The sequence below is a fragment of the Streptomyces sp. NPDC001108 genome (assembly GCF_053598535.1).
The window spans coordinates 1055000-1078199 of the sequence record NZ_JBSFKL010000001.1; the positions used below are offsets into that span (position 1 = coordinate 1055000).

21 protein-coding genes, 1 tRNA gene and 1 pseudogene are annotated in these 23200 nt (G+C 70.2%); 9 read left to right on the forward strand and 14 right to left on the reverse strand.

The window, feature by feature from the left end; genetic code table 11:
- Positions 1–87: 87 nt before the first annotated feature.
- The 8 genes from ACWC97_RS04735 to ACWC97_RS04770 all read right to left on the reverse strand — a co-directional run bounded on the left by ACWC97_RS04735 (position 88) and on the right by ACWC97_RS04770 (position 5280).
- On the reverse strand, positions 88–1017 hold the full coding sequence (locus ACWC97_RS04735) for a SigB/SigF/SigG family RNA polymerase sigma factor (RefSeq protein WP_450647416.1): 930 nt from the start codon (positions 1015–1017) through the stop codon (positions 88–90).
- Between the two features lie 204 nt (positions 1018–1221).
- A complete protein-coding gene (locus ACWC97_RS04740) occupies positions 1222–1515 on the reverse strand; it encodes a Dabb family protein (protein WP_352273945.1) in 294 nt (97 codons plus the stop codon).
- 31 nt (positions 1516–1546) lie between these two features.
- Positions 1547–1774, reverse strand: coding sequence for a hypothetical protein (locus ACWC97_RS04745; protein WP_352274240.1), 228 nt, complete (start codon positions 1772–1774; stop codon positions 1547–1549).
- 493 nt (positions 1775–2267) lie between these two features.
- Positions 2268–3263 carry an FAD-dependent oxidoreductase gene (locus tag ACWC97_RS04750; RefSeq protein WP_450647418.1) on the reverse strand — a complete coding sequence of 332 codons (996 nt, stop codon included), beginning with the start codon at positions 3261–3263 and terminating at the stop codon, positions 2268–2270.
- A 247-nt stretch (positions 3264–3510) separates the two neighbouring features.
- Positions 3511–3595 (reverse strand) — tRNA-Ser (locus ACWC97_RS04755).
- A gap of 45 nt (positions 3596–3640) precedes the next feature.
- The gene (gene tadA / locus ACWC97_RS04760) at positions 3641–4069 is read right to left on the reverse strand and encodes a tRNA adenosine(34) deaminase TadA (RefSeq protein WP_352274222.1); all 429 of its coding nucleotides are present in this window, start codon (positions 4067–4069) and stop codon (positions 3641–3643) included.
- Positions 4070–4159: 90 nt separating this feature from the next.
- Positions 4160–4762, reverse strand: a complete 603-nt coding sequence (locus ACWC97_RS04765) for a tRNA adenosine deaminase-associated protein (protein WP_352274221.1) — start codon at positions 4760–4762, stop codon at positions 4160–4162.
- A gap of 230 nt (positions 4763–4992) precedes the next feature.
- Positions 4993–5280 carry a hypothetical protein gene (locus tag ACWC97_RS04770; RefSeq protein WP_352273942.1) on the reverse strand — a complete coding sequence of 96 codons (288 nt, stop codon included), beginning with the start codon at positions 5278–5280 and terminating at the stop codon, positions 4993–4995.
- 103 nt (positions 5281–5383) lie between these two features.
- On the opposite strand from ACWC97_RS04770, the gene upp reads away from it, so the two are divergent.
- The gene (gene upp, locus ACWC97_RS04775) at positions 5384–6019 is read left to right on the forward strand and encodes a uracil phosphoribosyltransferase (RefSeq protein WP_352273941.1); all 636 of its coding nucleotides are present in this window, start codon (positions 5384–5386) and stop codon (positions 6017–6019) included.
- A 90-nt stretch (positions 6020–6109) separates the two neighbouring features.
- On the opposite strand, the gene ACWC97_RS04780 is transcribed toward upp, so the two are convergent.
- Positions 6110–6712: a LytR C-terminal domain-containing protein gene (locus ACWC97_RS04780; protein WP_352274220.1), complete on the reverse strand. Its 603-nt coding sequence runs from the start codon at positions 6710–6712 to the stop codon at positions 6110–6112.
- A gap of 179 nt (positions 6713–6891) precedes the next feature.
- On the reverse strand, positions 6892–7188 hold the full coding sequence (locus ACWC97_RS04785) for a type II toxin-antitoxin system VapB family antitoxin (RefSeq protein ID WP_072488263.1): 297 nt from the start codon (positions 7186–7188) through the stop codon (positions 6892–6894).
- A 102-nt stretch (positions 7189–7290) separates the two neighbouring features.
- On the opposite strand from ACWC97_RS04785, the gene ACWC97_RS04790 reads away from it, so the two are divergent.
- The gene (locus tag ACWC97_RS04790) at positions 7291–9156 is read left to right on the forward strand and encodes a helicase HerA-like domain-containing protein (RefSeq protein WP_450647420.1); all 1866 of its coding nucleotides are present in this window, start codon (positions 7291–7293) and stop codon (positions 9154–9156) included.
- A 43-nt stretch (positions 9157–9199) separates the two neighbouring features.
- Here ACWC97_RS04790 and ACWC97_RS04795 read toward each other — a convergent pair whose 3' ends face one another.
- Positions 9200–9823: an HhH-GPD-type base excision DNA repair protein gene (locus ACWC97_RS04795; protein ID WP_352273939.1), complete on the reverse strand. Its 624-nt coding sequence runs from the start codon at positions 9821–9823 to the stop codon at positions 9200–9202.
- A gap of 225 nt (positions 9824–10048) precedes the next feature.
- Between ACWC97_RS04795 and ACWC97_RS04800 the strand changes: the two genes are divergently transcribed.
- Positions 10049–10900, forward strand: coding sequence for an eCIS core domain-containing protein (locus tag ACWC97_RS04800; RefSeq protein WP_352273938.1), 852 nt, complete (start codon positions 10049–10051; stop codon positions 10898–10900).
- Positions 10901–11005: 105 nt separating this feature from the next.
- Here ACWC97_RS04800 and ACWC97_RS04805 read toward each other — a convergent pair whose 3' ends face one another.
- Positions 11006–12325, reverse strand: a complete 1320-nt coding sequence (locus ACWC97_RS04805; protein WP_450647422.1) for a COG1470 family protein — start codon at positions 12323–12325, stop codon at positions 11006–11008.
- Positions 12326–12534: 209 nt separating this feature from the next.
- Between ACWC97_RS04805 and ACWC97_RS04810 the strand changes: the two genes are divergently transcribed.
- From ACWC97_RS04810 to ACWC97_RS04835, 6 genes are all read left to right on the forward strand, one after another.
- The gene (locus tag ACWC97_RS04810; protein WP_352273936.1) at positions 12535–13161 is read left to right on the forward strand and encodes a helix-turn-helix transcriptional regulator; all 627 of its coding nucleotides are present in this window, start codon (positions 12535–12537) and stop codon (positions 13159–13161) included.
- 213 nt (positions 13162–13374) lie between these two features.
- Positions 13375–15465 (forward strand): HYR domain-containing protein, encoded by a 2091-nt coding sequence (locus ACWC97_RS04815; RefSeq protein WP_450647424.1) that lies wholly within the window; start codon positions 13375–13377, stop codon positions 15463–15465.
- Between the two features lie 28 nt (positions 15466–15493).
- Positions 15494–16297 (forward strand): DUF4255 domain-containing protein, encoded by an 804-nt coding sequence (locus ACWC97_RS04820; protein WP_450647426.1) that lies wholly within the window; start codon positions 15494–15496, stop codon positions 16295–16297.
- Positions 16294–18357 carry an ATP-binding protein gene (locus ACWC97_RS04825; protein ID WP_450647428.1) on the forward strand — a complete coding sequence of 688 codons (2064 nt, stop codon included), beginning with the start codon at positions 16294–16296 and terminating at the stop codon, positions 18355–18357. Before ACWC97_RS04820 ends, ACWC97_RS04825 begins: the two co-directional genes overlap by 4 nt.
- Positions 18358–18479: 122 nt before the next feature.
- Positions 18480–19277, forward strand: coding sequence for an alpha/beta fold hydrolase (locus ACWC97_RS04830; RefSeq protein WP_450647430.1), 798 nt, complete (start codon positions 18480–18482; stop codon positions 19275–19277).
- The gene (locus ACWC97_RS04835; protein WP_450647432.1) at positions 19274–20548 is read left to right on the forward strand and encodes a cytochrome P450; all 1275 of its coding nucleotides are present in this window, start codon (positions 19274–19276) and stop codon (positions 20546–20548) included. Before ACWC97_RS04830 ends, ACWC97_RS04835 begins: the two co-directional genes overlap by 4 nt.
- A gap of 10 nt (positions 20549–20558) precedes the next feature.
- On the opposite strand, the gene ACWC97_RS04840 is transcribed toward ACWC97_RS04835, so the two are convergent.
- Both ACWC97_RS04840 and ACWC97_RS04845 read right to left on the reverse strand, forming a co-directional pair.
- A complete protein-coding gene (locus tag ACWC97_RS04840) occupies positions 20559–21269 on the reverse strand; it encodes a hypothetical protein (RefSeq protein ID WP_450647434.1) in 711 nt (236 codons plus the stop codon).
- A pseudogene (locus tag ACWC97_RS04845) lies at positions 21269–23200 on the reverse strand (hypothetical protein); the annotation flags it as partial. The gene ACWC97_RS04840 and the pseudogene ACWC97_RS04845, both read right to left, overlap by 1 nt.

Below are 23200 nucleotides of genomic sequence, written 5' to 3' on the forward strand. Positions count from 1 at the left end.
AAGTCTTTGTGACATAAGCGCAGTTAACAAGGGGTGTAGGCCATTCGGGCCCCGGAAAACGGACTTCGCGTGCTGTACCCGATCCGGTTACGCGTCGATCCTGTTTGCGGACCGGAGTCGGGCGAAGCTGCGGGCCAGCAATCGGGACACGTGCATCTGGGAGACGCCCAGTTCGGCACTGATCTGGGACTGCGTCAGGTTGCTGTAGTAGCGCAGCAGCAGGATGCGCTGTTCGCGCTCGGGCAACTGTACGAGCAGGTGCCGGACGAGGTCGCGGTGTTCGACCCCGGCGAGCGCCGGGTCCTCGTACCCGAGCCGGTCGAGCAGTCCGGGCAGCCCGTCGCCCTCCTGGGCGGCCTCCAGCGAGGTCGCGTGGTACGAGCGCCCCGCCTCGATGCAGGCGAGCACCTCGTCCTCGGAGATCCTCAGCCGCTCGGCGATCTCGGCGGTGGTGGGCGAACGGCCGTGAGCGGTCGTCAGGTCCTCGGTGGCGCCGGTGACCTGGACCCAGAGTTCGTGCAGTCGGCGGGGGACGTGGACGGTCCGTACGTTGTCCCGGAAGTATCGTTTGATCTCCCCGACGACGGTCGGCATGGCGAAGGTCGGAAACTGGACACCGCGCTCGGGGTCGAACCGGTCGATCGCGTTGATCAACCCGATCGTGCCGACCTGGACGACGTCCTCCATCGGCTCGTTCCGGCTGCGGAACCGCGCGGCGGCGTACCGCACCAGTGGCAGGTTCGCCTCGATCAGCGCCGCCCGCACCCGGCCGTGCTCGGGAGTTCCCGGCTCCAGGTTCTTGAGCTCGCCGAAGAGGACCTGGGTGAGTGCCCGGGTGTCCGCCCCCCGGCTCCGGGCGGCCTGCGCGGGCCCGACCGACCCGCCGGATGCGGCCGTACTGGCGGCCTGCCCCGCCGGGGTCGCGGGGCCCGGCTGGCCGGCGGGGCTCGGCTGACCGGACTCCTGACCGGGTTGGCCGGACTGGGGAGGCACTTGAGGCGCTGCACTGGCCGGCACGATGACGCCACCCCTTTGCGGTCAACTCCATCAATTCATCCATCAAAAGCGGTCATAGCATCACAAGACATGTCCACTGTGTGCAAGCACCGTATAGCGTCGTGTTGGGTTCAACGTGGTTTAAAAAACCGGAAAAGCCCCTCACCATGGTGGTGAAGGGCTCGAAGGCGGTCCGGACCGAAAGGGGAAACCGGTCCGAATGAATCAGAACGGGTAGTCGGCGATCACCCAGGTGGCGAATTCGCGCCACTGGCCGGCGGCGGCCTGGTGGGCGGGGTGCTCGATGTAGCGCTTCAGGGCGTCCTCGTCGGCGACCGCGGAGTTGATGGCGAAGTCGTAGGCGATCGGCCGGTCCGTGATGTTCCAGGCGCACTCCCAGAACTCCAGCTCCGGGATCTGCCCCTCCAGCTCCTGGAAGGCCCTGGCCCCGGCCACGGCTCGCGGGTCGTCCCGCTCGACACCGTCGTTCAGCTTGAACAGGACCAGATGGCGGATCACGGACCACTCCTTTTCCCGCTGCGCTACTTCTCTACTTCACGAGCTCCGACATGAAGGAGCCGACGCCCTTCGCGGCGCTCGCAATGCCCTCGAACCCTACCTGCACGAGGTCCGCCGCACGCTCAGGGGCAGTGATGATCGTGTACAGGACAAAGATGACTATGATGTAGAGAGCTATCTTTCTCGCTTGCGCCATCAGCCCCTGCCTCCCCTTCGGCCGTCTGTCGATCTCCTGCGCAGTCGGTGAGTCTATCCGCACGTATGGCCGGATCCCTTGGGGCACCGTGAGCTCTCACGGCACTTTTAAGGACCAAGGACCCATCGATCAAGGCCCTTCGCCCGCCCACCCGGCCCCCACGGAGGAGCAGGATGGACGGTGAGCCCGGCGGATGAGGCAGGAATCCAAAGGGCGCAGGAACGGCCCCTCACTGTGGGGCCCTCCCGCGGTCCACCCCCCCGTACCGCGCCGAGGGCTTGAGGCCCCGTTCCCACCGGGGGAAGCGGCTTGTCCCCCCGATGCCGCTTCCCCCGACCTGCACTTCCCGCCCCGCGTCGGGGCTTACGCGAGGCCCGCGCAACCCGCCGGGCACGCAACGGATCACCAGCCGCACCGGCATCCATTCCGGAAGACCCCCGCACGCGCGGGGACGGCAGGCGGCCGACAACGATCACGCGGTCGCCGCGCGGGCCACCCCCGCACACGCGGGGACGAGACTTCGGACCTGGGTGTTTACGTGGCGGAGGGCCTGATTTCATTCTGTGCGTCCGAGTCGGGCAATGCCCGACGGGTGGTCCTGTTGGCGGCCACCGCGCAGACCGGTGGGGACTTGATGGTCCGGTGGTGGTACGTCGCGGCTCGCGTAATACGCGCGGAGGGCGGCTTCGGCGCCGGAGCCGAGGGCGGTCTGGATGCGCTGGTAGCGGGGGGAGCGGAGGTCGCCGGCGACGATGAGGCGGGGGCGCTGGGCGGCCGGTGGGCAGTAGCCGGTGGGGGCGGGGCGGAGGTCGCCGGGCGGGGGTGCGGGGGCGTTGCCGATGCTCAGGTAGGTGGCGTCGGCCGTGAGGCGGTGGGGGTTCCCGTCGCGGTCCAGGGCCTCGGCCGTTGCCGGGAGGCGCAGGGTGAGGTGGGCCACGGGGTGCAGGGCGACGCGGGGGTCGTCGCGGATCTCCTCGACCTTGTAGTCGTCGCTCGCCGGGTAGGCGACCAGGAAGCGGGTCCGCGTACCCGGGTGGGCGCGCAGGAACGTACCGATCAGGCGGTCGCCGCCGAGGACCAGGAGGGTGCGGCCCTCGGCGTCCGCCGCATCGGCGCGCCAGAGCGGCGGCAGCGGAGGTGTTGCCGGTGGGGCGACCGTGATCCAGGGGGTGTCGTGCGGCTGGACCGGGCCCACCCCGGTGGCGACGACGGCGTACGGGGCGGTCAGGCGGCGACCGTCGTCGAGCGTGGCGGCCGCGTGGTCGTCGTACGCGTGCAACGCGGTGACCCGGCTGCCGAGTTCGGTCCGGCAGAGCGGGGTGCCGGTCAGGAGCTCGTCGGTGATGGCGGTGGCCAGGGAGATGCCGTCGGTATGGCCGCCCAGGACGTTGTTCAGGGCCGGGATCCGGTACAGGTTGCGGCAGAGCGCGTCCGGCTCGACCAGGATCGACCGCATGCCCACGCTCGCCGCCGTACGGGCCGCCGCGCAGCCGGCCGGGCCTCCGCCGACGACGAGGAGATCGGTGTCGAAGGCGTGGCGCGGGGAGGGCATGGGGTCATTCCAGCACCTGGGGCGGCCGGGCGGTACATGACCCGTGCAGGTGGTGTGCCGGGTTCGTCATTGTGCGGGGAAAGCACCCCCAGGGTCAGGGGTGCGGCTCCGGCGCCAAGGTCATCGACCGGGTACGGCCCGCGGGCGGAGGGGCGGAGACGGAGCTTCGGAACTCGCCACCCCATCGGGCGGGTGCTCGGGAAAACTCGAAGGGCCCGACGCGATGCGTCGGGCCCTTCATCAAGAGCGGTAGCGGAGGGATTTGAACCCTCGGTGAGTTTCCCCACACTCGCTTTCGAGGCGAGCTCCTTCGGCCGCTCGGACACGCTACCGAGAGAGAGCTTAGACCATCGCGGGCCGGGAGAAGAAATCGGTTCTCAGCGGGTGCGGAAGAAGGCCGTCAGCAGGCTCGCGCACTCCGCTTCCAGCACGCCCTGGATCACTTCGGGCCGGTGGTTGAGGCGCCGGTCGCGCACGAGGTCCCAGAGGGAGCCGGCCGCGCCCGCCTTCTCGTCGCGGGCCCCGTAGACCACCCGGTCCACCCGGGACTGGACCAGGGCGCCCGCGCACATCGTGCAGGGTTCCAGGGTGACCACCAGGGTGCATCCGGTGAGGCGCCACTCGCCGTGGGACGCGGCGGCCCGGCGCAGGGCGAGGACCTCGGCGTGCGCGGTCGGGTCGCCGGTGGCCTCGCGTTCGTTGTGACCCGTGGCGAGCAGCGCGCCGTCCGGTCCGAGGACGACGGCGCCGACCGGCACATCGCCGGCCCGCGCCGCCAGATCGGCCTCGGCCAGGGCGCGGCGCATGTGCGCCCGCCACGGGTCTCTCACGGGGTCGTACGGTTCGCGCGCTTCGTGCGGGTGGTGCGGGTGCGGTGGTTCACTCACCCGCGGACCTTAACGGACGGTCTCCAGGACCTCGGCCGCGCCCAGCGCGTCCGCGATCTCCGCCAGTACGTCCGTGCGCAGCATCAGCAGCTCGGCCTCGGGGAGTCCGAGGTCGGCCAGGACGAGGGTGTCGCCGAGCGGGCCCGCCGGTACGGCGTCGGCGTCGGCGCCGAATCCGTCGTCCGGGTCGTTGGAGTCGGAGTCGGTATCGGAGCCGGTGTCGGTATCGGTGTCGGAGGTGTGGTCGGGGGTCGTGTCCGGTTCGCCGTCCTCCGTGCCGTCGAGGCCGACGAGCTCTTCGAGGGCGGCGATCGTGTCCTCGGCCTCGGGTTCACGGCCGAGCAGTTCGTCGGTGAGCAGGATCTCCCCGTACGAGGAACGGGCGGCGGCGGTGGCGTCCGAGACGAAGATCCGGGGGTCGTCCTCGCCATCCACCCGGACGACGCCGAACCAGGCGTCCTCCTGCTCGATGAAGACGAGCACCGTGTCCTCGTCCACCGAGGCGTCACGGGCCAGATCAGTCAGGTCGGACAGGGTCTCCACATCGTCGAGTTCCGTGTCGCTCGCTTCCCACCCGTCTTCGGTGCGCGCGAGCAGTGCGGCGAAGTACACCGTGACTCTCCCACTGGTCATAGGGGCGTCGGTCCGGCGGGAGGGCATCCGGTGGCCCGGCTGTCCTGAGTCCCGCCCAATCGGAATCGTGGCAGAAACTAGGCGTTCGGGAGAGGAGTTCGGCCGTTGCGTCGGCCATCAGTTCTCCTGGACGCGGCCAGCAGAGGGACGCCGGGCACCGCACGGTCACCGGTGGGGCGCCGTACGGCCACCGGTGCGATGCCGGGCGGCTACCAGCGGAAGGTACGCATGCGCATCGCCTGGCGCATCCGGGCCGCCCGCGCGCGCCGGGGCTGGACGCGGTCGCGGAGCGCCTTCGCCTCGTGGAGCTCGCGCAGGAACTGGGCGCGGCGCCGACGGCGGGCCGCGGCGCTCTCCTCGGGGTCGACGGGGCCGGCGGCGTCCTCGGGGGCCACGGGATCCGGAAGCTCCCGCGAGCCCGGCAAGGTCGACGAGCCCGGCGGGTCCTGCGCGTCCGGCTGGGTCCGCCTTCGCTTCCGCTTGTCGCCGTCCGGCATCGACTCATCACCCCAAGGCTGGGTCCGTATGCCCCCACCTTCCCCCCGAACATGCGGTTGATGCCAGCGCACGGGTGCGGGAGGCCCGGTTACTGTTGAGTCCATGCGGATCCACGTCGTCGACCATCCACTGGTCGCGCACAAACTCACCACCCTGCGCGACAGGCGCACCGACTCGCCGACGTTCCGGCGCCTCGCCGACGAGCTGGTCACCCTGCTCGCCTACGAAGCCACCCGGGACGTGCGCACCGAACAGGTCGACATCGAGACCCCGGTCACGACCACGACCGGCGTGAAGCTGTCGTACCCGCGACCCCTGGTCGTGCCGATCCTGCGGGCCGGTCTGGGCATGCTCGACGGCATGGTGCGGCTGCTGCCCACCGCCGAGGTCGGCTTCCTGGGCATGATCCGCAACGAGGAGACGCTCAAGGCCGAGACGTACGCCACCCGGATGCCGGAGGACCTCTCGGGCCGCCAGGTGTACGTCCTGGACCCGATGCTGGCCACCGGCGGCACGCTGGTCGCGGCCATCCGCGAGCTGATCGAGCGCGGTGCGGACGACGTCACCGCGGTCGTGCTCCTCGCGGCGCCGGAGGGCGTCGAGGTCATGGAGCGCGAGCTGGCCGGTACGCCGGTGACGGTGGTCACCGCTTCGGTCGACGAGCGGCTCAACGAGAACGGCTACATCGTGCCGGGCCTCGGCGACGCGGGCGACCGGATGTACGGCACGGTCGACTGACGTACGCAGCGGTCGGCCAGGGCCCCGGGGGAAATGGCGGCCCGGAGACTCTTGTGGCGTGTACGGCTGCCGGGACCGGCCCGGCAGCCGTCAGCAGGACGGGGCGGGGGCCGGCTTCGTCAGCTCGGCGAGGGCCGCGGCCGCTGCCTTCGGCGTGTCGAACGCCGTGAACTTCTTGCCGAGGATCAGATCGACGTCCGCCGTTTTGCGGGCGTCGGTCTTCGGCGTGGCACCGTGCAGCTGCGTTCCGAGCACCGGGAACGAGTCGTTGGTGGCCGAGGGGGCGCCCAGCAGCACACCGGGACCGGGGACCTTCTTGTCGTACTCGGCCGGGGCGTTGCCCACCTTGCCGATGGCGAAACCGCGCTTCTTCAGCTCGTCGGCGGCTTGCTTCGCGAGCCCGCCGCGGGTCGTCGCGTTGTAGACGTTGACGGTGATCTTCGAGGGCTTCGGCAGCGCCTTCGCGTGGGCGGTGGAGGTGGACGGCCGGGCGGTCGGGCAGTCCGTCTTGTGGTCCGCGGCGTCGGCCTTCCGGTCGCCGCCGGTGAAGACGTCGATGAGCTGCATCGTGCCCCAGCCGGCCAGCCCGAGGGCGACCACGGAGGCGGTGGCAGCGAGGATCAGCCTGCCGCGGCGCCGGGGGCGGCGCATCCGTGGGTAGGTGTTTCCGGTGATGCGGTACTTTCCGCCCATGCCGGGGGGAGTGAGCATGCTCATGGGCGCAGCGTAGTGCGGCTCGGTGATGATGCCTACTAAATGATCAACGGATCGCACCCGTCCGGGTGTGAATGCACCCGAACGAACCCCGGGGCGGCCTGCGGGCCGTACAGGGGCTCGCCCGCTCCCGGGCCGCGGGGGCGGGGCCGCTTCGGTCAGCCGAGTTCGAGCACCCGGGCGTGCAGGACCTGACGCTGCTGAAGCGCGGCGCGGACCGCGCGGTGCAGCCCGTCCTCCAGGTAGAGGTCGCCCTGCCACTTCACGACGTGTGCGAACAGGTCGCCGTAGAACGTCGAGTCCTCGGCGAGGAGGGTTTCGAGGTCCAGGTTGCCCTTGGTGGTCACCAGCTGATCGAGGCGGACCGGGCGCGGCGCGACGTCCGCCCACTGCCGGGTGCTTTCCCGGCCGTGGTCGGGATAAGGCCGCCCATTTCCGATGCGCTTGAAGATCACACGGAAAGCCTACCGGGCTGGAGCCTCCGGGCGCAGCCATGGGCCCGGACTGCGATGCTGGCGAGAACGCCACAAATGCAGGCATTCCGGAATGGGGCCCTGATGAGTGACAGCGATGGCGCGAACGGCGGTACGGGCAACGGTCCGGGGCCGGACGCCGCTTCCGGGGCTGGTCCGGGGCACGGCCCGGGCGCGGCCGACGGCGCGGTGCCGGGCGGGGCCGGGGCAACCGGGGGAGATACGGGCGAACGGGTGGGTGAACGTGCGGCCCCGGGCGCGCCGCGGCCCCCGGGCGCGGGCGTACGGGATGCGGGCGCCGGATCCGGGGCCGCTACGGGCGCGGGGGACGCGAGTGGAAGCGGCGACGGGGGTGGAAGCGGCGACGGTGACGGGACTGGAGGCGGCGCAGGGAGTGGAGCGCTGCCGGAGCCGGTGCGGGGGATCGTCGCGGGGTACGCCGTCGCCGGGGCCGGGCTCGACCTGGGCGCGCTGCTCTGGGACGGGGACTGCCTGCCCGGGGCGCGGATCCGGATCCCGCTGGGGATGCTCAACCGGCACGGACTCGTCGCGGGCGCCACCGGGACCGGCAAGACCAAGACGCTCCAGCTCATCGCCGAGCAGCTCTCGGCCGAGGGCGTCCCCGTCTTCCTCGCCGACATGAAGGGCGACCTCTCGGGCATCGCCGCCCCGGGCGTACCGGGCGGGAAGGTCGGACAGCGGGCGGCCCAGGTGGGGCAGGAGTGGCGGCCGGAGGGCTTCCCCTGCGCGTTCTACGCGCTCGGCGGCATCGGCCCCGGCATCCCGCTGCGGGCCACGGTCACCAGCTTCGGCCCCGTACTCCTCGCCAAGGTGCTGCGGCTCAACCGGACGCAGGAGGAGTCGCTCGGCCTGATCTTCCATTATGCCGACGCCAAAGGGCTGGAGTTGGTGGACCTGAAGGATCTCCGGGCGGTGGTCGCGTTTCTCGTGTCGGACACCGGAAAGGCGGAACTCAAGGAGATCGGCGGACTTTCCACGTCCACCGCAGGAGTGATCCTCCGGTCGTTGACCGCGCTCGAACAGCAGGGCGCCGGTGATTTTTTCGGGGAACCGGAATTCGATACGACGGAGTTCCTGCGGCAGGCACCGGACGGGCGCGGGATCGTCTCCGTACTGGAATTGGCGGCGGTGCAGGACCGGCCGCAGCTCTTCTCCACCTTTCTGATGTGGCTGCTTGCCGATCTCTTCCACGATCTTCCGGAGGTCGGCGATCTCGACCGGCCGAAGCTGGTCTTCTTCTTCGACGAGGCGCATCTGCTCTTCGACGGGGCCTCGGCGGCCTTTCTGGAATCGATCACCCGGACCGTGCGGCTGATCCGTTCCAAGGGCGTGGGCGTCTTCTTCGTCACGCAGACACCGCGCGACGTGCCCCCGGACGTGCTCGGTCAGCTCGGGAACCGGGTGCAGCACGCGCTGCGCGCCTTCACCCCGGACGACGCGAAGGCGCTGCGGGCGACGGTGAAGACCTTCCCGAAGTCGCCGTACGACCTGGAGAAGGTGCTGACCGGGCTGGGCACCGGCGAGGCCGTGGTGACGGTGCTGAGCGAGAGCGGCGCGCCGACGCCGGTCGCCGCCGTCCGGCTGCGGGCGCCGAACTCCCTGATGGGGCCGTACCCGGCGGCCGAGCTGGAGGCGGCGGTGCGGGCCTCGCCGCTGTACGGGCGGTACGCGCAGGCGGTGGACCGGGAGTCGGCGTACGAGAGGCTGAGCGCTCCTCCCGCGAGGGACGGCCGGGAGGACCGGGAGGACCGGGAGGCAGAGCGGCGGGAGACCGGGGCGGCGCGGGGGAGGGCCGCCGAGGAGGACACCTCGCTGGTCGAGCAGGTGGTGGCGAGCGGGATGTTCCGGTCGCTGGCCCGCTCCGTGGGGACGCAGCTCGGGCGGGAGATCTCGCGGTCGCTCTTCGGTACGGCCCGGCGCAGGCGGTAGCGGAGGCCGTCACTTCCCCGCGGCTCTCACTTCCCTCCGGCTCTCACTTTCCGGCGGCGCGTTTGGCGGTCTTGGCCGCCTGCTTGAGGTGCTGCTTGTAGGCGCGTACCTCGGCGAGCGACTCCGGGCCGGTGATGTCGGCGACCGAGCGGTGCGAGCCGGCCTCCCCGTACGGGCCCGCCGCCTCGCGCCAGCCCTCGGGCCGTACGCCGAACTGCTTGCCGAGGAGCGCCAGGAAGATCTGCGCCTTCTGGGTGCCGAAGCCGGGCAGCGCGTTCAGCCGCTTGAGCAGGTCGGCGCCGTCGGACGCGCCCGTCCACACCGCGCTCGCGTCGCCGTCGTACTCCGCGACCAGGTACTGGCAGAGCTGCTGGACCCTCTTGGCCATGGAGCCGGGGTAGCGGTGCAGGGCGGGCTTGGTGGTGAAGAGTTCGACGAACGCCTCGGGGTCCAGGGCGGCGATCTCATGGGCGTCCAGATCGTCCCGGCCCATCCGCCGGGCCAGGGAGTACGGGCCGCTGAAGGCCCACTCCATCGGCACCTGCTGGTCCAGCAACATGCCCACCAGGGCGGCGAGCGGGCTGCGGGAGAGGAGTGCGTCGGCCTCCGGCTCCTGGGCGATCCGCAGGGTGGTGTGCGGCGGCCGGTCCTTGTCGCTCCGGGTCATGCCCCGATCATCGCGACGACGGTGCGGCCCGGCCACTTCACCGGCGGCCGGTGCGCCCGTTCGCCGTACGCGCGGGCCGGGCGCGGCCCGGACGGGTGCCCGAACGGGCAGGACCGGCTGCCCCCGGCCGGCGGGGTCCGGGCTGGACGGGGCACGGGCGGCGTCGTGATGGTGGAACGGTGAGGCCATCATGACGCGCTCCCGGCCGGGGCGCGGGCAGGGGAGATGACGATGCACGCACAGGAATGGGACCAGGAGCACGACCACGACCACACCGGGCACGAGCACGACCGCGCGGGGCACGACCACGGGCACGACGAGCCCGTGTCCGCCGCGCGGACCCCCGAGGTGCGGGAGCCCGCGGACACCGGGCGGCTCTACCGCGCGGCGGCGGCCGGACGGGCCGACGTGGTCGGTGCCGGCGGCATGGGCGTGCTCCAGCGGGCGGTCGGCAACAGCGCCGTGGGGGCGATGCTCCAGCGCAAGAAGGCGGCCGGGCAGGAGCCCGGGACGGAGGAGCGCTCCCCCGTGCACGACGTGGTCTCCTCGGGCGGCGGGGCACCGCTGGACACCGACACCAGGGCCGACATGGAGGCCCGGATGGGCGCGGACTTCTCCGACGTACGCGTCCACACCGACTCCGCCGCCCACGACTCCGCGAAGGGCGTCGGGGCGCACGCGTACACGGTCGGCAACAACGTGGTCTTCCAGCGGGACGCCTACGACCCCGCCTCGCCGCAGGGACGCACCACCCTGGCCCATGAGCTGACCCATGTGATCCAGCAGCGCAACGGCCCGGTGGACGGTACGGAGACGGCGGGCGGCATCCGGGTCAGCGACCCGTCCGACCGGTTCGAACGGGAGGCCGTCGCCAACGCGGACCGGGTGCTCGCGGACCCGGCCCCGGCGCCCGCCGCGGAGACCCCCGCGCCCGCACCGGCCTCCGCGGCAGGTCCGGCGGCCGTGCAGCGGGCCGCGACGGAGGACGAGGACGAGCAGCCCGCCGACGTGCAGGGCTCCTTCGTACAGCGGGCGAAGGAGGGCGGCGAGGAGGAGGAAGAGGCCCCGGCCGAGTGAGCCGGAGCCTCTTGTTCCGTGCCTTGTGTCCTCCTGGAGGAGCCGGTAAGGCCGATCCGGAGGAGCGAGCAAGGCCGATCCGGAGGGCGGTGGGGCCGGCCGGTCTCAGTCCGCCGCGTCCGTCCTCATCGTCCCGCCGAGGAAGAGCGACTCCGAACACCGCGAGGGCGTCGGCGCGTTCACCGGCTTCCCGATCTTGTGGCAGTCGACGGTCATGGTGACCTTGCCCCCGGCGGGCACCATGATCGGCGTGACGAAGTGGTAGTCGGAGTCCCGGAAGTTCTCCATCGCCAGCCGGAACAAGGGCGCGCCCCGGCCCGCCGAGATCTCCAGCGTTCCCGCGTCGCCCTGCGGGTTCTGGACCACGACGTCGGTCAGCTCGAACGTGTGCCCGCTGGGCACCTGGAGCGCGGCCCCGGTGTTCGGGCCGCCGCCCACCGAGTCCCTGACCTGCACCTGGGCGCTGGTCGGGGTGGTGGCTCCGGCGCCGGACGACGAGCCGGAGCTCGGTGAGGGGCTCGGCCTCGGCGAGCCGCCGTTCGCGCCTGAGGAATCGCCGCCGCCCGAGGCGCCCGCCGATCCGCCCTTCTCGGGGGCCTTGCTCTTGTCGGCCGCGGCGGCGGACCGTACCGCCTCCGGGGTGACCGCCTCCCGGGCCGCCGACTTCACGGCCGGGCGCAGCAGCGCGTACCAGAGCCCGACCAGCGCGATCAGCAGCACGGCGGCCAGGATCAGGGCCCGGGGCAGCCAGCGCGGCAGGATGGGTTCCTGCTGGTAGACACCGTCCACGACGACCGGTGCGACCGGGGCCTGGTCCTCGCCCACCTCCGGGGTGGCGACCAGTTGGAACGGGTGCGTGACCGGGATGCCGCGCCAAACGCGCTTGGCGGGGCGTATCCGCACCCTGCCGAAGTCCGCCCGGCCGGGCTCGATCAGCAGGGACTCCGCCGCGAACGAGACCCGGGCCCGCTCGGTGCCGGACTGGGCTCCCAGCCGGACGGTGAGCGGGGCGTTGCCCCGGTTGTCGACGGCGAGCTGATGCCGGCCGCCCCAGGCGCCGTGCGAGCTGCGCGGTACGAGTTCGGCGGTCGTCTCGACGAAGGGGAGCACGGTGACCCGCCCCTCGGGCACCACGGCGTCGCCCTGTTCACTGGTGGGGACGACCCGGATGCCGAAGGTCGTCTCCCCCGCGGGCACGGTCGAGTCCCGGGGCGGCCGCAGCTTGAGGGAGACGGTCCGGGAGTCGCCCGGGTACAGCGAGAGCGTGGCCGGCTCGACCGTCGACCAGGCGGCGCAGGCACCGAGCACCTCGAAGCGGTACTCCTCCACGGTGCTGCCGGAGTTGAGGATCCGCAGGGGGAGAGTGGTCTCCTCGCCCGGTGCGGCCGTGACGGATGCCTCGTCGAGGCTTGCCGTGAGACTCATAGGGCGCACCGTAGGTTCGGTACCGGTCGTCGCCATCGGCCGTGGAGGAACACATTCGGGCAGATTCCGTGCCCGGAACGGCTTTTTTGTTTCCCTTCAAGGAAAGGCGGGCATCTTTTGACCGCCTCAGGCGAATGAGGCAGACGAAACAGCCGTGTTGGTTGTGTTCGACGTGATGCCATCGGCTGTTGCCCAGGGGGAGCATTGCCATGGATCGCACCACTGTCGCATTAAGAGCTCAGGACCCGATCTCGCAGGCGGGTGTGGCCAGTCAATTACGTACGCGACCCGAGGTCAGCGTGGTGGAGTGGGGGGAAGGGGAGTCCTCTCCGCAGATTGTGATCGTCGTCGTGGACGCGGTCGACGAAGCGGTGCTGACGATGCTGCGGCATATTCAGCGCACCAGCACCTCGCGCACCGTTCTGGTGACCACGGACATCGACGAACAGAAGCTGGTGAGCGCCGCGGAGTGCGGTGTCGCCGGGGTGGTCAGGCGCTCCGAATCGACGCCGGAGCATCTGGTGCAGGTGATCGGCACGGTGGCGCGGGGCGAGGGGCATCTCCCGTCCGACCTGCTGGGCCGGCTGCTGGAGGAGGTGGGCCGCCTCCAGGGGCAGGTGCTCGGCCCGCGCGGGTTGCACTTCACGGGGCTCGCGGCGCGCGAGGTGGATGTGCTGAGGCTGGTCGCGGAGGGATACGACACCGCGGACATCGCCACGAAGCTCTCGTACTCCGAACGCACCATCAAGAACGTGCTGCACTCGGTGATGACCCGGCTGCAGCTGCGGAACCGCTCGCACGCGGTGGCGTACGCGATGCGCCAGGGGCTGATCTGAACCGACCAGCGACCAGTGACCCGCTGCCGCTCCGTCGGTGGGGGCGGGGCCCTGCTGCCCTTTCGGGCAGTGGGGGCTTCCCGGGGGTGTGACTTCCGTACCGCTGCGCGTCGCCCGTCCGCGCGGGACCCTGACGCCCGGTGTGCCGACCGGCGTCCGGTGTGTCGACCGGCATGCGGTGCCGTCGGGTCGGGCGAGGACGGGGAGGCTTCCGTGCGCTGGTTACAGCCGCTTCGGCGGACGTCACGGTCACGGCCGGGTACGCGGTGGCCGGGCGGACGGGCGTCCGGGCGGCACCGGACCCTCGCCGCGCTCCGGGTCCCCGCGCTCGCGCTGCTGCTCGTGGTCACCGGCATCGCGCCCGGCTCGGCCGTCACCGCCGGGGCGCCGTCGGTCGACGTGCCCGAACCCTGGGTCACACCGGCCGAGTTCACCGACGCGGTCGACCCGGGCGGTTCCACGGGCGTGGACAAGCAGGTGCGTACGCCGGCGATCCCGCCCCGGCCGGACGTGGTCCTGCTGGTGGACGGCACGGGCAGCATGGGCGTCCCGATCGGTGACGTGCAGAAAGGGCTGAACCAGATCACGGAGAAGGTCCGTGAGCAACAGCCGGACTCCCGCTTCGCGGTGGCCACCTACGGCGACGAGAAGGACGATCCCACGGCGGAGTTCGCCGTTCTCCAGGGGCTGACCACGAACCTGGAGGACGTGCAGACGCAGGGGGTCGACAAGCTGGACACCTCCCGCGGATACAGGAGCAAGGGCCCGTCGGAGGACTGGATCTACGCGCTGTGGAAAGTGGCCAACGGCGCGGACGGCGGCACGGTCTTCCGGGAGGGAGCCAGCCCGGTCGTGGTTCTGGTAGGCGACGCGTCGAGCCACAATCCCAGCAACAAGATCCCGTACGAGGAGGCGGTGTTCGCCCTCCAGGACAAGGGAGTGCGGGTCATCGCCGTCGACGTGGAGACCGACAACGGTGACGGGCTCAACGGCACCGGATACAGCAGCGAGACCTACCAGGACCCGTACCACGACCCCGACCAGGCCAAGCGGATCGCCGAGGCCACCAACGGCCGGATGCTGAACGGAATCCCCGGCGACGGTGTCACCGACGCCATCATCGAGGGCTTGAGCAACCTCCCCACCAGCGTCGGCTACCGGCTCGACGACTGCGACCCGCACCTCTCCGTCAGCCTCGATCCGCCCACCCAGCAGCTCACCAGTGGCGAGACCGCGCACTTCGCGGAGAACATCGACGTCTCCGCCGACGCGCCGCAGGGTGCCCGGCTGAGCTGCACCGTCCAGTTCCTGCTGGGTACCCAGGTCCCCGGTGCGGAGGCGATCGGGCCGGCCGCGGTGGCCGACCCGGACTTCCAGGAGCAGGTCACCATCGACGTGAACGACATCGCCGCACCCGTCGTCACCGTCGACGACCTGACCGTCCGAGCCGAGGACAAGGGCGGCGCCCACGTCACGTACACCGCGACCGCCGAGGACGCCACCGACGGCACGCTCCCGGTGACCTGCGAGCCCGCCTCCGGTTCGCTCTTCCCGGTCGGCATCACGACGGTGACCTGCACGGCGACCGACTCGGCGGGCAACACGGGAACGGACAGCGCCCGGATCGAGGTCCTGGAACCCCCCGTCCCGCCCTCGGCGGACCTGGCGGTGAAGGCCGATGTCAGCCCCGACCGGACGTACACCGGGCGCCAGGCCCATGCCCGTTTCGTCATCACCAACGCGGGCCCGGACCCGGCGACGGGCGTGGTCCTCGGCACCAGCTGGCCGAAGACCGCCAAGGCGGGGGACCGTACCCTGCCCGCCCTGACCCGCTGCACGGCGGCGAAGCCCTGCACGGTGCCGTCCGGCGGCCGGATCGAGGTGACCCAGAACGCCACGTACCGCGCGGCGGTCACCGGGGACGTACGGGCCACCGTGCGCGGCACGCTGCCGGACCGCCGTACGACCGACAACGAGGACACCGACCGGCTCCGTGTCCTGAAGCCCTCGCTGACCGTGACCCCGCAGGTCGCCAAACCGGGGCAGCCGGTGCTGGCCCGGGGCAAGGACTATCCGCCGGGGGCGACGGTACGTTTCACGTGGAACATCGGCATCACACCCGGTGGAGCCACGGCCGTGGTGGGCCGCGACGGCACCTTCGAGGTGCAGGTCCTGGTCCTGCGCAAGGACAAGCTGGGGCCGCGCGTCCTGCGAGTGGACGCGCACGATCTGGCCCGGCTCCAGAAACCGGTCCTGGTGGTGCAGCGGAACCTCCAGCCGCCGGACTTCGCGGGCCGCGCATGAGCGCCGCCGACCGCACGGGGGTGACCGGGTGATCCACGAAGTCGATGACGTGCTGCGGGCCCTGATCAGGGCGGAGGTGCTCGGCGGCGGCCAGATCGCGGTCGTCTTCGACGCCCCGACCCGGGAGTGGGCGGCGAAGGTCAACGCACCGATGGTCAATCTGTACCTGTACGACATCCGTGAGGACATGCGCAGACGCGAGCGCGGTCTGCACAACGATTACGACGAGCGGGGCACGATCGTCGCGCGTCGCCGCCCGCCCCGCTTCTTCAAGCTGTCGTACCTGATCACCGCGTGGACCAAGCGCCCGGAGGACGAACACCGGCTGCTCTCGTCCCTGCTGGGCTGCCTGCTGCGGTACGAGGCGCTGCCGCCGGACCGGATGGCGGGCACCCTGGCGGAGATCGGCGCACCGGTGCCGATGTCGATCGCGCTGCCGCCGCCCGAGGACCGCTCGTTCGCGGATGTGTGGAGCGCGCTGGGCGGGGAGCTGAAACCCTCGCTCGACCTGGTCGTCAGCGTGCCGGTGACCGCGTCGCCGAGCTACGCGGTCGGGCCGCCGGTGGGCGACGAGGGGCTGGAGGCCCGGTTCGGGGACATCCCCGAGCGCGCCGAACCCGTCTCGGAACCGATGCCGGGGCGCGGCAGGCTCCCGGTGTACGGAGGGCGCCCGGGGCGGCCGTCCGGGGCGCCCGCCGGGCGGGTCCCCGACGGGGAGCGGCGGCGCGGGCTGTCCCTCCGCATCACGGAGACCCGGAGGACGGGCAACGGACGCGCGGGGGCCGGGGCGGAGGCTCCGGGAACCGGGACTACGGAGGACCGTGCTGAATGACCACCGTGGGTGATCCGAACCTGCGCCATCTGCTCGCCCGCGCGGTGGCCGTGGAACAGCGCATCCGGCGGGCGGTCGAGGCCCGGCAGCTCACCGATCCGGAGCCGGACGACGCCTTCCGCGGCCTCTACCTCACGGACGAGAGCATCGCCCGGCTGCTGGACGAGTCCGGAGCCCGCGCGTTCCCGGACCCGGTGCCCGCGCACGGGGCGGGAGACGGGCCAGGGGCGGAGCCGGGGACGGGGACGGGGCCGGAGTCCAGGTTGACCTCGCTGGCCGCCGAGTTCGGCCTGACCGAGCTCGACGTCGAGATCCTGCTCATCACGCTCGTACCGGATCTCGACGACCGCTTCGAGGCGTTCTACGGCTACCTCAACGACGACGTCACCCGCCGCCGCCCCTCCATCGGCCTCGCCCTCGGCCTGTGCGGGCTGTCCCCCGCCGACCAGGAGGCGCGCGGCCGGCTCGCGGCCCGTGGACCGCTCCGGGAGGGCCGTCTGCTGCTCGTCGAGGATCTGGACCGGCCGTTCCTCAGCCGGGCGCTGCGCGTCCCCGACCGGGTCACCGCCCACCTGCTGGGCGACGACACCCCGGACCCGCGCCTCGCGGAGCTGCTCGCCCCGTGGCACGCCGTACCCGGCGTCGGCGACCCCGTCCCGCTCGCCGGGGCCCTCGCCCACGGCGTCCCGCTCGCCTACCTCCGCGAGGACCAGGGCGGCGCCGGCACCGCCCTCGCGGCCTCCGCGCTGACCTGCGCCGGCCACCGGGTCCTCGGCCTGGACCTGGCCCGCCTCGCCGAGGACCCGGCCCCCGCCGAAGCCGTCCGCGCCCTGGTCCGGGAGGCCCGGCTGACCGGCGCGGGGCTGGTCTGCGCCCCGCTCGACGCCGTCGCCCGCGACCACCCCGGTCTCCTGCGGCTGCTCACCGGCACCCCGGTCCCCACGATCCTGGTGGGCCGGGCGCCCTGGGACGCGGCCTGGTCCGCCGCCCCGCCCCTGCTCCTGCACGCCCCGCGCGTCGAACCCGCCACCAGGGCGGCCCTCTGGACCGACGCGTACGACGCGCCCGTCCCCCCGGCCGTCGACGTGGACCGGCTGCTCTCGCCCTTCCTGCTCACCCCGGAACAGATCACCCGCGCCGCCCGGGGCGCCGCCCAGACCACCCACCTGGACGGCGGCACCCTCACCCCCGACCACGTACGCCAGGGCGCCCGTGCCCAGAACGCGGCGGGCCTGGACCGGCTGGCCCGCCGCATCGAACCCGCCGTCGGCTGGGACGACCTGGTGCTCCCGCCCGACACCCGTGCCCAGCTCCGCGAACTCACCGCCCGCGCCCGCCACCGCGACCGGGTCCTGGGGGAGTGGGGCATGCGCCCGGGCGGCGGCCGGGGGCGCGGCGTCTCGGCGCTCTTCGCGGGTGACTCCGGCACCGGCAAGACGATGTCGGCCGAGGTCATCGCCGCCGACCTGGGCCTGGACCTCTACACCGTCGACCTCGCGACGGTCATCGACAAGTACGTGGGCGAGACGGAGAAGAACCTGGAGCGGATCTTCTCCGAGGCGGCGGGCGTGAACGGCGTCCTCCTCTTCGACGAGGCCGACGCGATCTTCGGCAAGCGCTCGGACGTCAAGGACGCCCACGACCGCTACGCGAACGTCGAGAGCGCCTACCTCCTCCAGCGCATGGAGTCCTTCGACGGCCTGGCCATCCTCGCCACCAACCTCCGGGCCAACCTGGACGACGCCTTCACCCGCCGCCTGGACCTCGTCGTCGACTTCCCGGTCCCGGACCCCGAGCAGCGGCACGTCCTCTGGGAACGCTGCCTGGGCCCCGTACTGCCCCGGGGCGGGGACCTGGACCTGGCGTTCTGCGCGGAGAACTTCGAGCTGGCGGGCGGCAACATCCGCTCGATCGCGGTGACCGCCGCGTACCTGGCCGCGGACACCGGCGAACCGGTGACGATGCCCACCCTGATCCACGCCGTCCAGCGCGAGTACCAGAAGCTGGGCCGGCTCACCCTGGCCTCGGAATTCGGCCCGTACCTGGAGCTGCTGGCCTGAGAACCGGTCGGCGCGGGCCCTATTGCGCGGGTGCGGAGTTGGCGCGACCGTGGTCCCGAACCGGTGAGCCGTTCCCTCGTACCCGTACCCGTACGCACATCCGTACTGCCATGGGAGTCAGCGTGACCGCACTGCCCGTTCCGCCCGTTCCCTCGCCCCACGAGTTGCCCCATGAGCTGCATGGAGAGGGCCCTCACAAGGTGATCGCGGTGCACGGCTGGCTCGCCGACCGTTCCGCGTACGCCCCCGTGCTGCCCGACATCGACCTCGGCTCGTTCACCTACGCCGTGGTGGACCTGCGCGGATACGGGGAGGCCCGCGGCGCGAACGGCGTGTTCACCACGGCCGAAGGCGCCGGGGACGTGCTCGCGCTGGCCGACCGGCTCGGCTGGGAGCGGTTCTCGCTGATCGGCCACTCGATGGGCGGATCGGTCGTCCAGCGGGTACTGGCCGACGCTCCGGAGCGGGTACGCAGGATCGTCGGGGTCTCGCCGGTCCCCGCCTCCGGGCTGCCGCTCCCGCCCGAGCAGTGGGAACTCTTCGCCGGGGCGGCCGACACCCCGGCCAACCGCCGGACCATCCTCGACACCACCACCGGGGGCCGCCGCCCGGCCGGCTGGCTGGACCGGATGGTGCGCCGTTCGGTGGAGTGCAGCGACGCGAAGGCGTTCCGGGCCTGGCTGGACTCCTGGGCGGGCGAGGACTTCCACGACCGGATCGAGGGCTCGCCCGTACCCGCCCTCGCCGTCGCGGGCGCCCTGGACCCGGCGCTGTCGGCGGAGTTGCAGCGCGCCACCTGGATGCGCTGGTACCCGAAGGGCGAGCTGGTGGAGCTGCCGGGGTGCGGCCACTACGCGATGGACGAGACCCCGCTCGACCTGATCCGGGTGGTGGAGGACTTCCTGCGGGCGGACGCGTGAGCGGTTCCGTGCCCGTCGCCGTCCCGGACGTCTTCGACCCGAGGCTGTACGGGCAGGGCGTCCCGCACGACCGCTACCGCGTCCTGCGCGACCACCACCCGGTGGCGTGGCAGGAGGAGCCGGAGGTGCTCGGCTGGCCGGAGGGCCCCGGCTTCTGGGCGGTCGCCCGGCACGCGGACGTGGTGCGGGTGCTGAAGGACTCCGCGACGTTCTCCTCGTACCTGGGCGCCACCCAGATCCGCGACCCGGACCCCGCCGACCTGCCGTTCATCCGCCGCATGATGCTCAACCAGGACCCGCCGCACCACCGCCGCCTGCGCACCCTGGTCAGCCGCGCCTTCACCCCGAAGCGCGTCGACCACTTCGCAACGGCCGTACGCGAACGGGCCCGCACCCTCCTCAGCCGTGCCGTCACCGAGGCGCGGGCCGGGGACGGCACCTGCGACCTCGTCGCCCACGTCACCGACGACTACGCGCTGCTCAACCTCACCGACCTGCTCGGCGTACCGGACCCCGACCGCGCCCTGCTCCTCCGCTGGACGCAACGCGTCATCGGCTACCAGGACCCCGACGAGGCCGGAACGCCCACCCTCGGCCCGGACGGCAGACCGGTCAACCCGCGCTCCCCGTCGGCCCTGCGCGACATGTTCGACTACGCCCACGCCCTGGCCGCCCACAAACGCCGCCACCCGGCCGACGACGTGATGACGGCCCTGGCCACGGACCCCGAACTCACCGCGCCCGAACTGGAGATGTTCTTTTTCCTCTTGGTGGTGGCCGGCAACGACACGGTACGCAGCGCGGCCCCGGGCGGCCTGAGCCTGCTGGCCCAACATCCGGAGGAGTACGCGAGGTTGTGCCGGGGTGACGCGGGAATGGCGACGGCCGTGGACGAACTCCTCCGCCGCCACCCCCCAGTCCTCACCTTTCGCCGCACGGCCACCCAGGACACCGAACTGTCCGGCACCCGCGTCCGCGCCGGCGACAAGGTGGTCGTCCTCCACGCCTCCGCCAACCACGACGAACGCGCCTTCCCCACCCCCTTCACCCTCGACCTCACCCGCACCCCCAACCCCCACACCTCCTTCGGCGACGGCCCCCACGTCTGCCTGGGCGCGCATTTCGCACGCTTGCAGCTGAGCGCCCTGTACGAGGAGGTGTGCCGGGCCCTGCCGCCGGGGCAACTCCAACTTGCCTCTCAGCCCGCGCGGTTGGTGTCGAACTTCATCAACGGGGTGAAGTCGCTGCCGGTGCGCGTGGTCGATTCCTGACAGCGTGCGTTCAGCCGGGGCTCCCTGCTCTTGTCAGGAAAGACGGCTCGGGGGGCATGCCAACGACCTCATTTTCCATCAAGAATTCGAGAACGTTTCCCCCGAAGACAAGGCCACGCCGCCAGTGGAGAACACGCTCATTCACTACGCAGCGGGCAGGATTAGCGATTCCTGCGGCCATGAGGAAAACGAAGCTTTTCTGTGTGATAAATTCCCTGCCATCGCTCTGAACGGCCCAGATTTCGTCCTCGCCCTCTGAAACGGACACGGGATGCGGTACTGAGATGGGGTCAGGGAGCTCTGCAACTTGATTCAGCACCATGAAACCCTCTTGGTCTCTCAAATCCCTCCAGGTGATTTCAGGCGAGATCGAGGAAAGTTCCCTGGCCAAATGGGCACTGGCAATGATTTCTCGAAGATCCGTGCTTCTCGCGAGCATCAGGTCAGGTTCCTGTTCTCGCACTGCTTCGAAGCGCCCGAGCCAGAGATACGCAGCCAGTTCGTTCGATGAGTCCTGAGGAGTCGGCTTGAACTCGTAGAACGTGGTGTAATTGATCTGCCGCGAATTCATGTCGGCCTCAAGTTCCTGTGGCAGTGAGCTTCCTGGAAAAACCCAGGTGTTCACGTAGACCTTGTGGGCCTTGGCTCCGTGCCTGGCGAGGTCCAGCAGGGTTTCCCTCTGTGGCGGCTTAGGGAACTGTAGTATTACCTGAGTCCTCATCACTCAATCTCCTGGTAGTTACCTCTCCCGATATTCTTCATCTTCAAGGAGAGGCCGTGGGCATGTATGCAGGCTATTCCGAATCTCATGTGCTCCGCGTCAGGCTGACCTGAAAGGAAATCGCGAACCGGTACTGCTCCTGTGCCCGGCTGAGGGGATTCGAACCATCGGTTGAATTCTTCCTGGTTTATCTTTGCATCTACGAGCGCGAGGTTCTTCACCGTGTTCGGTCCGCCATTGTTGGCCTCGCGTATGTGGTGCCAGTTCTTACCTTTCGGGACAGCGGGGTAGCGCTCGTTCGCGCCGGCTCGGTAGCTGAGAACTTGCCGGGCATCCCGGTACTCTGCCCAGCTTTCCTGTTTCTTCATTGTCTCCCATGCTGGTCCCCGCTTGAAGAATCCCTGATCGGGGACGAAGGTGTACCATTTCCCGCTGATTGGGTATTGAATGGGAGGTCCGGTCTTTCCGTCGTCGCGATATTCTTTAAATTCTTCCAAGGTGAAGTCGACTGGACCCACTGCGGTGACTTTTCCAGGTATGCGATCCTTGTTAATTCTTATGACTACTTCGGCCCCGACCGTAGGTGGTGTCGTTTTCCTGAGTGACTGAAGTAATGTCTCCAGATCTTTGGCGAGTTCGCCTGCTTTTTCGTAGATGTCGATGAGGTCTTCTATGGGGAATCTTGCAGTCTGAGTGCTTTTTAGGACGTTCTGGTAGTCGCGCTCCGGATATCTTCCCATGTGGAATTTATTGGCGAGCTCTCGGAATCCATTTATCAACTTCTCCTTTTCGGTCTCGCTGGCTTTGGCGACTGCCGCCTTGGTTCGGCCCTGCTGGCTGACTTTTTTGGCGGATTCGTATTTCTTCTGGGCTTTCTGGTGGGCGCTCGTCATCCTCTTTACGTCGGCTTTTCGGAACTTCCCGACCGTGTGGCGACTGGCCAGTAGGAATACCGAGTAGGGGTGAGGCCCGTCGAGTTCGAACCCCCGGATCCATGGAAATCTCTTTTTGAGGGGGTTCAGGGAAGTGAGCAGGTCGGCAGGAGTGATGTCGGACGACTCGCCAGATCTGACGATCTGTTGTGCTTCGGAAAGAGATTTAGGGAGCTCTCTTTCTTTCCTTTTCTGGAGCTTATTTTTTTCGTTGGTTGAATTGTCGCCCTTCTTCTTTTTGTTGTCACTTCCCTTCTTTCCTTTGAGTTTGTTCCAGAGTTTCTTTCCGGCTTTGGTGATGAGGTTGATGATTTTGTCGATGGCGCGGTTGACGGGTTTGGCGACGGTGTGGAAGACGGATTTGACTTTGTTGGCGAGGTTTCCGATGCCGAGGAGTGAGGCGAGGAAGCCGATCAGCAATGGGATGCTGGTGGCGAGGGCGGTTTCGATCATTTTCGGGACGCTTGCTGTGCCGCCGTTGGCGATGGCGATGACGGCGTCGAGTACGGCGTTGACGAAGTCGGCTATTTGGGCGCCCTGGTTCACGATGAACGTGACGATGTCGATGATGCCTTTGACGGCGCGGACGAAGGCGGAGGCGGGGTTGAGGAGGGAGATGATCCAGGTGATGCCGGCGATGAGGACGGTGGGGATGAGGTAGGTGGTGAGTTTTTCGAGGATGGTGGCTTTGAGGTCGCCTGTTTCGGCGGTGATTTCGTGGACGGCGCCGGCGGGGCCTTCGGTGGCGAGTTTCTTCGCGACGGGGAGGGTGGTCTCGATGGTGGTGAGGGCTTGTTCGGGGATGCCTTTGCGGGTGATGCGGGTGCGGATGTTGGCCCAGGTGAGGCCGAGGAGGGCGCCGATGAGCTGGATGATGCCCTTGAGGTCGAATCGTTGGGGGAGTTCGAGGCCGGCTTTGACGGCGGTGCCGAGGAGCCAGGAGACGAGGCCTGTTTTGAGGTGGTCGGCGATGTTGGTGATGAAGAGGTGGAGTCCGGC

What these genes read in the sequence shown, in the direction of transcription:
- ACWC97_RS04805 (WP_450647422.1), bottom strand. Translation starts at nt 12,325, where the DNA reads ATGAGTCTCACGGCAAGCCTCGACGAGGCATCCGTCACGGCCGCACCG.
- ACWC97_RS04810 (WP_352273936.1), top strand. Translation starts at nt 12,535, where the DNA reads ATGGATCGCACCACTGTCGCATTAAGAGCTCAGGACCCGATCTCGCAG.
- ACWC97_RS04825 (WP_450647428.1), top strand. Translation starts at nt 16,294, where the DNA reads ATGACCACCGTGGGTGATCCGAACCTGCGCCATCTGCTCGCCCGCGCG.
- ACWC97_RS04840 (WP_450647434.1), bottom strand. Translation starts at nt 21,269, where the DNA reads ATGAGGACTCAGGTAATACTACAGTTCCCTAAGCCGCCACAGAGGGAA.
- tadA (WP_352274222.1), bottom strand. Translation starts at nt 4,069, where the DNA reads ATGCGCCGCGCCCTGGCCGAGGCCGATCTGGCGGCGCGGGCCGGCGAT.
- ACWC97_RS04790 (WP_450647420.1), top strand. Translation starts at nt 7,291, where the DNA reads ATGAGTGACAGCGATGGCGCGAACGGCGGTACGGGCAACGGTCCGGGG.
- ACWC97_RS04795 (WP_352273939.1), bottom strand. Translation starts at nt 9,823, where the DNA reads ATGACCCGGAGCGACAAGGACCGGCCGCCGCACACCACCCTGCGGATC.
- ACWC97_RS04750 (WP_450647418.1), bottom strand. Translation starts at nt 3,263, where the DNA reads ATGCCCTCCCCGCGCCACGCCTTCGACACCGATCTCCTCGTCGTCGGC.
- ACWC97_RS04800 (WP_352273938.1), top strand. Translation starts at nt 10,049, where the DNA reads ATGACGATGCACGCACAGGAATGGGACCAGGAGCACGACCACGACCAC.
- ACWC97_RS04770 (WP_352273942.1), bottom strand. Translation starts at nt 5,280, where the DNA reads ATGCCGGACGGCGACAAGCGGAAGCGAAGGCGGACCCAGCCGGACGCG.
- ACWC97_RS04780 (WP_352274220.1), bottom strand. Translation starts at nt 6,712, where the DNA reads ATGGGCGGAAAGTACCGCATCACCGGAAACACCTACCCACGGATGCGC.
- upp (WP_352273941.1), top strand. Translation starts at nt 5,384, where the DNA reads ATGCGGATCCACGTCGTCGACCATCCACTGGTCGCGCACAAACTCACC.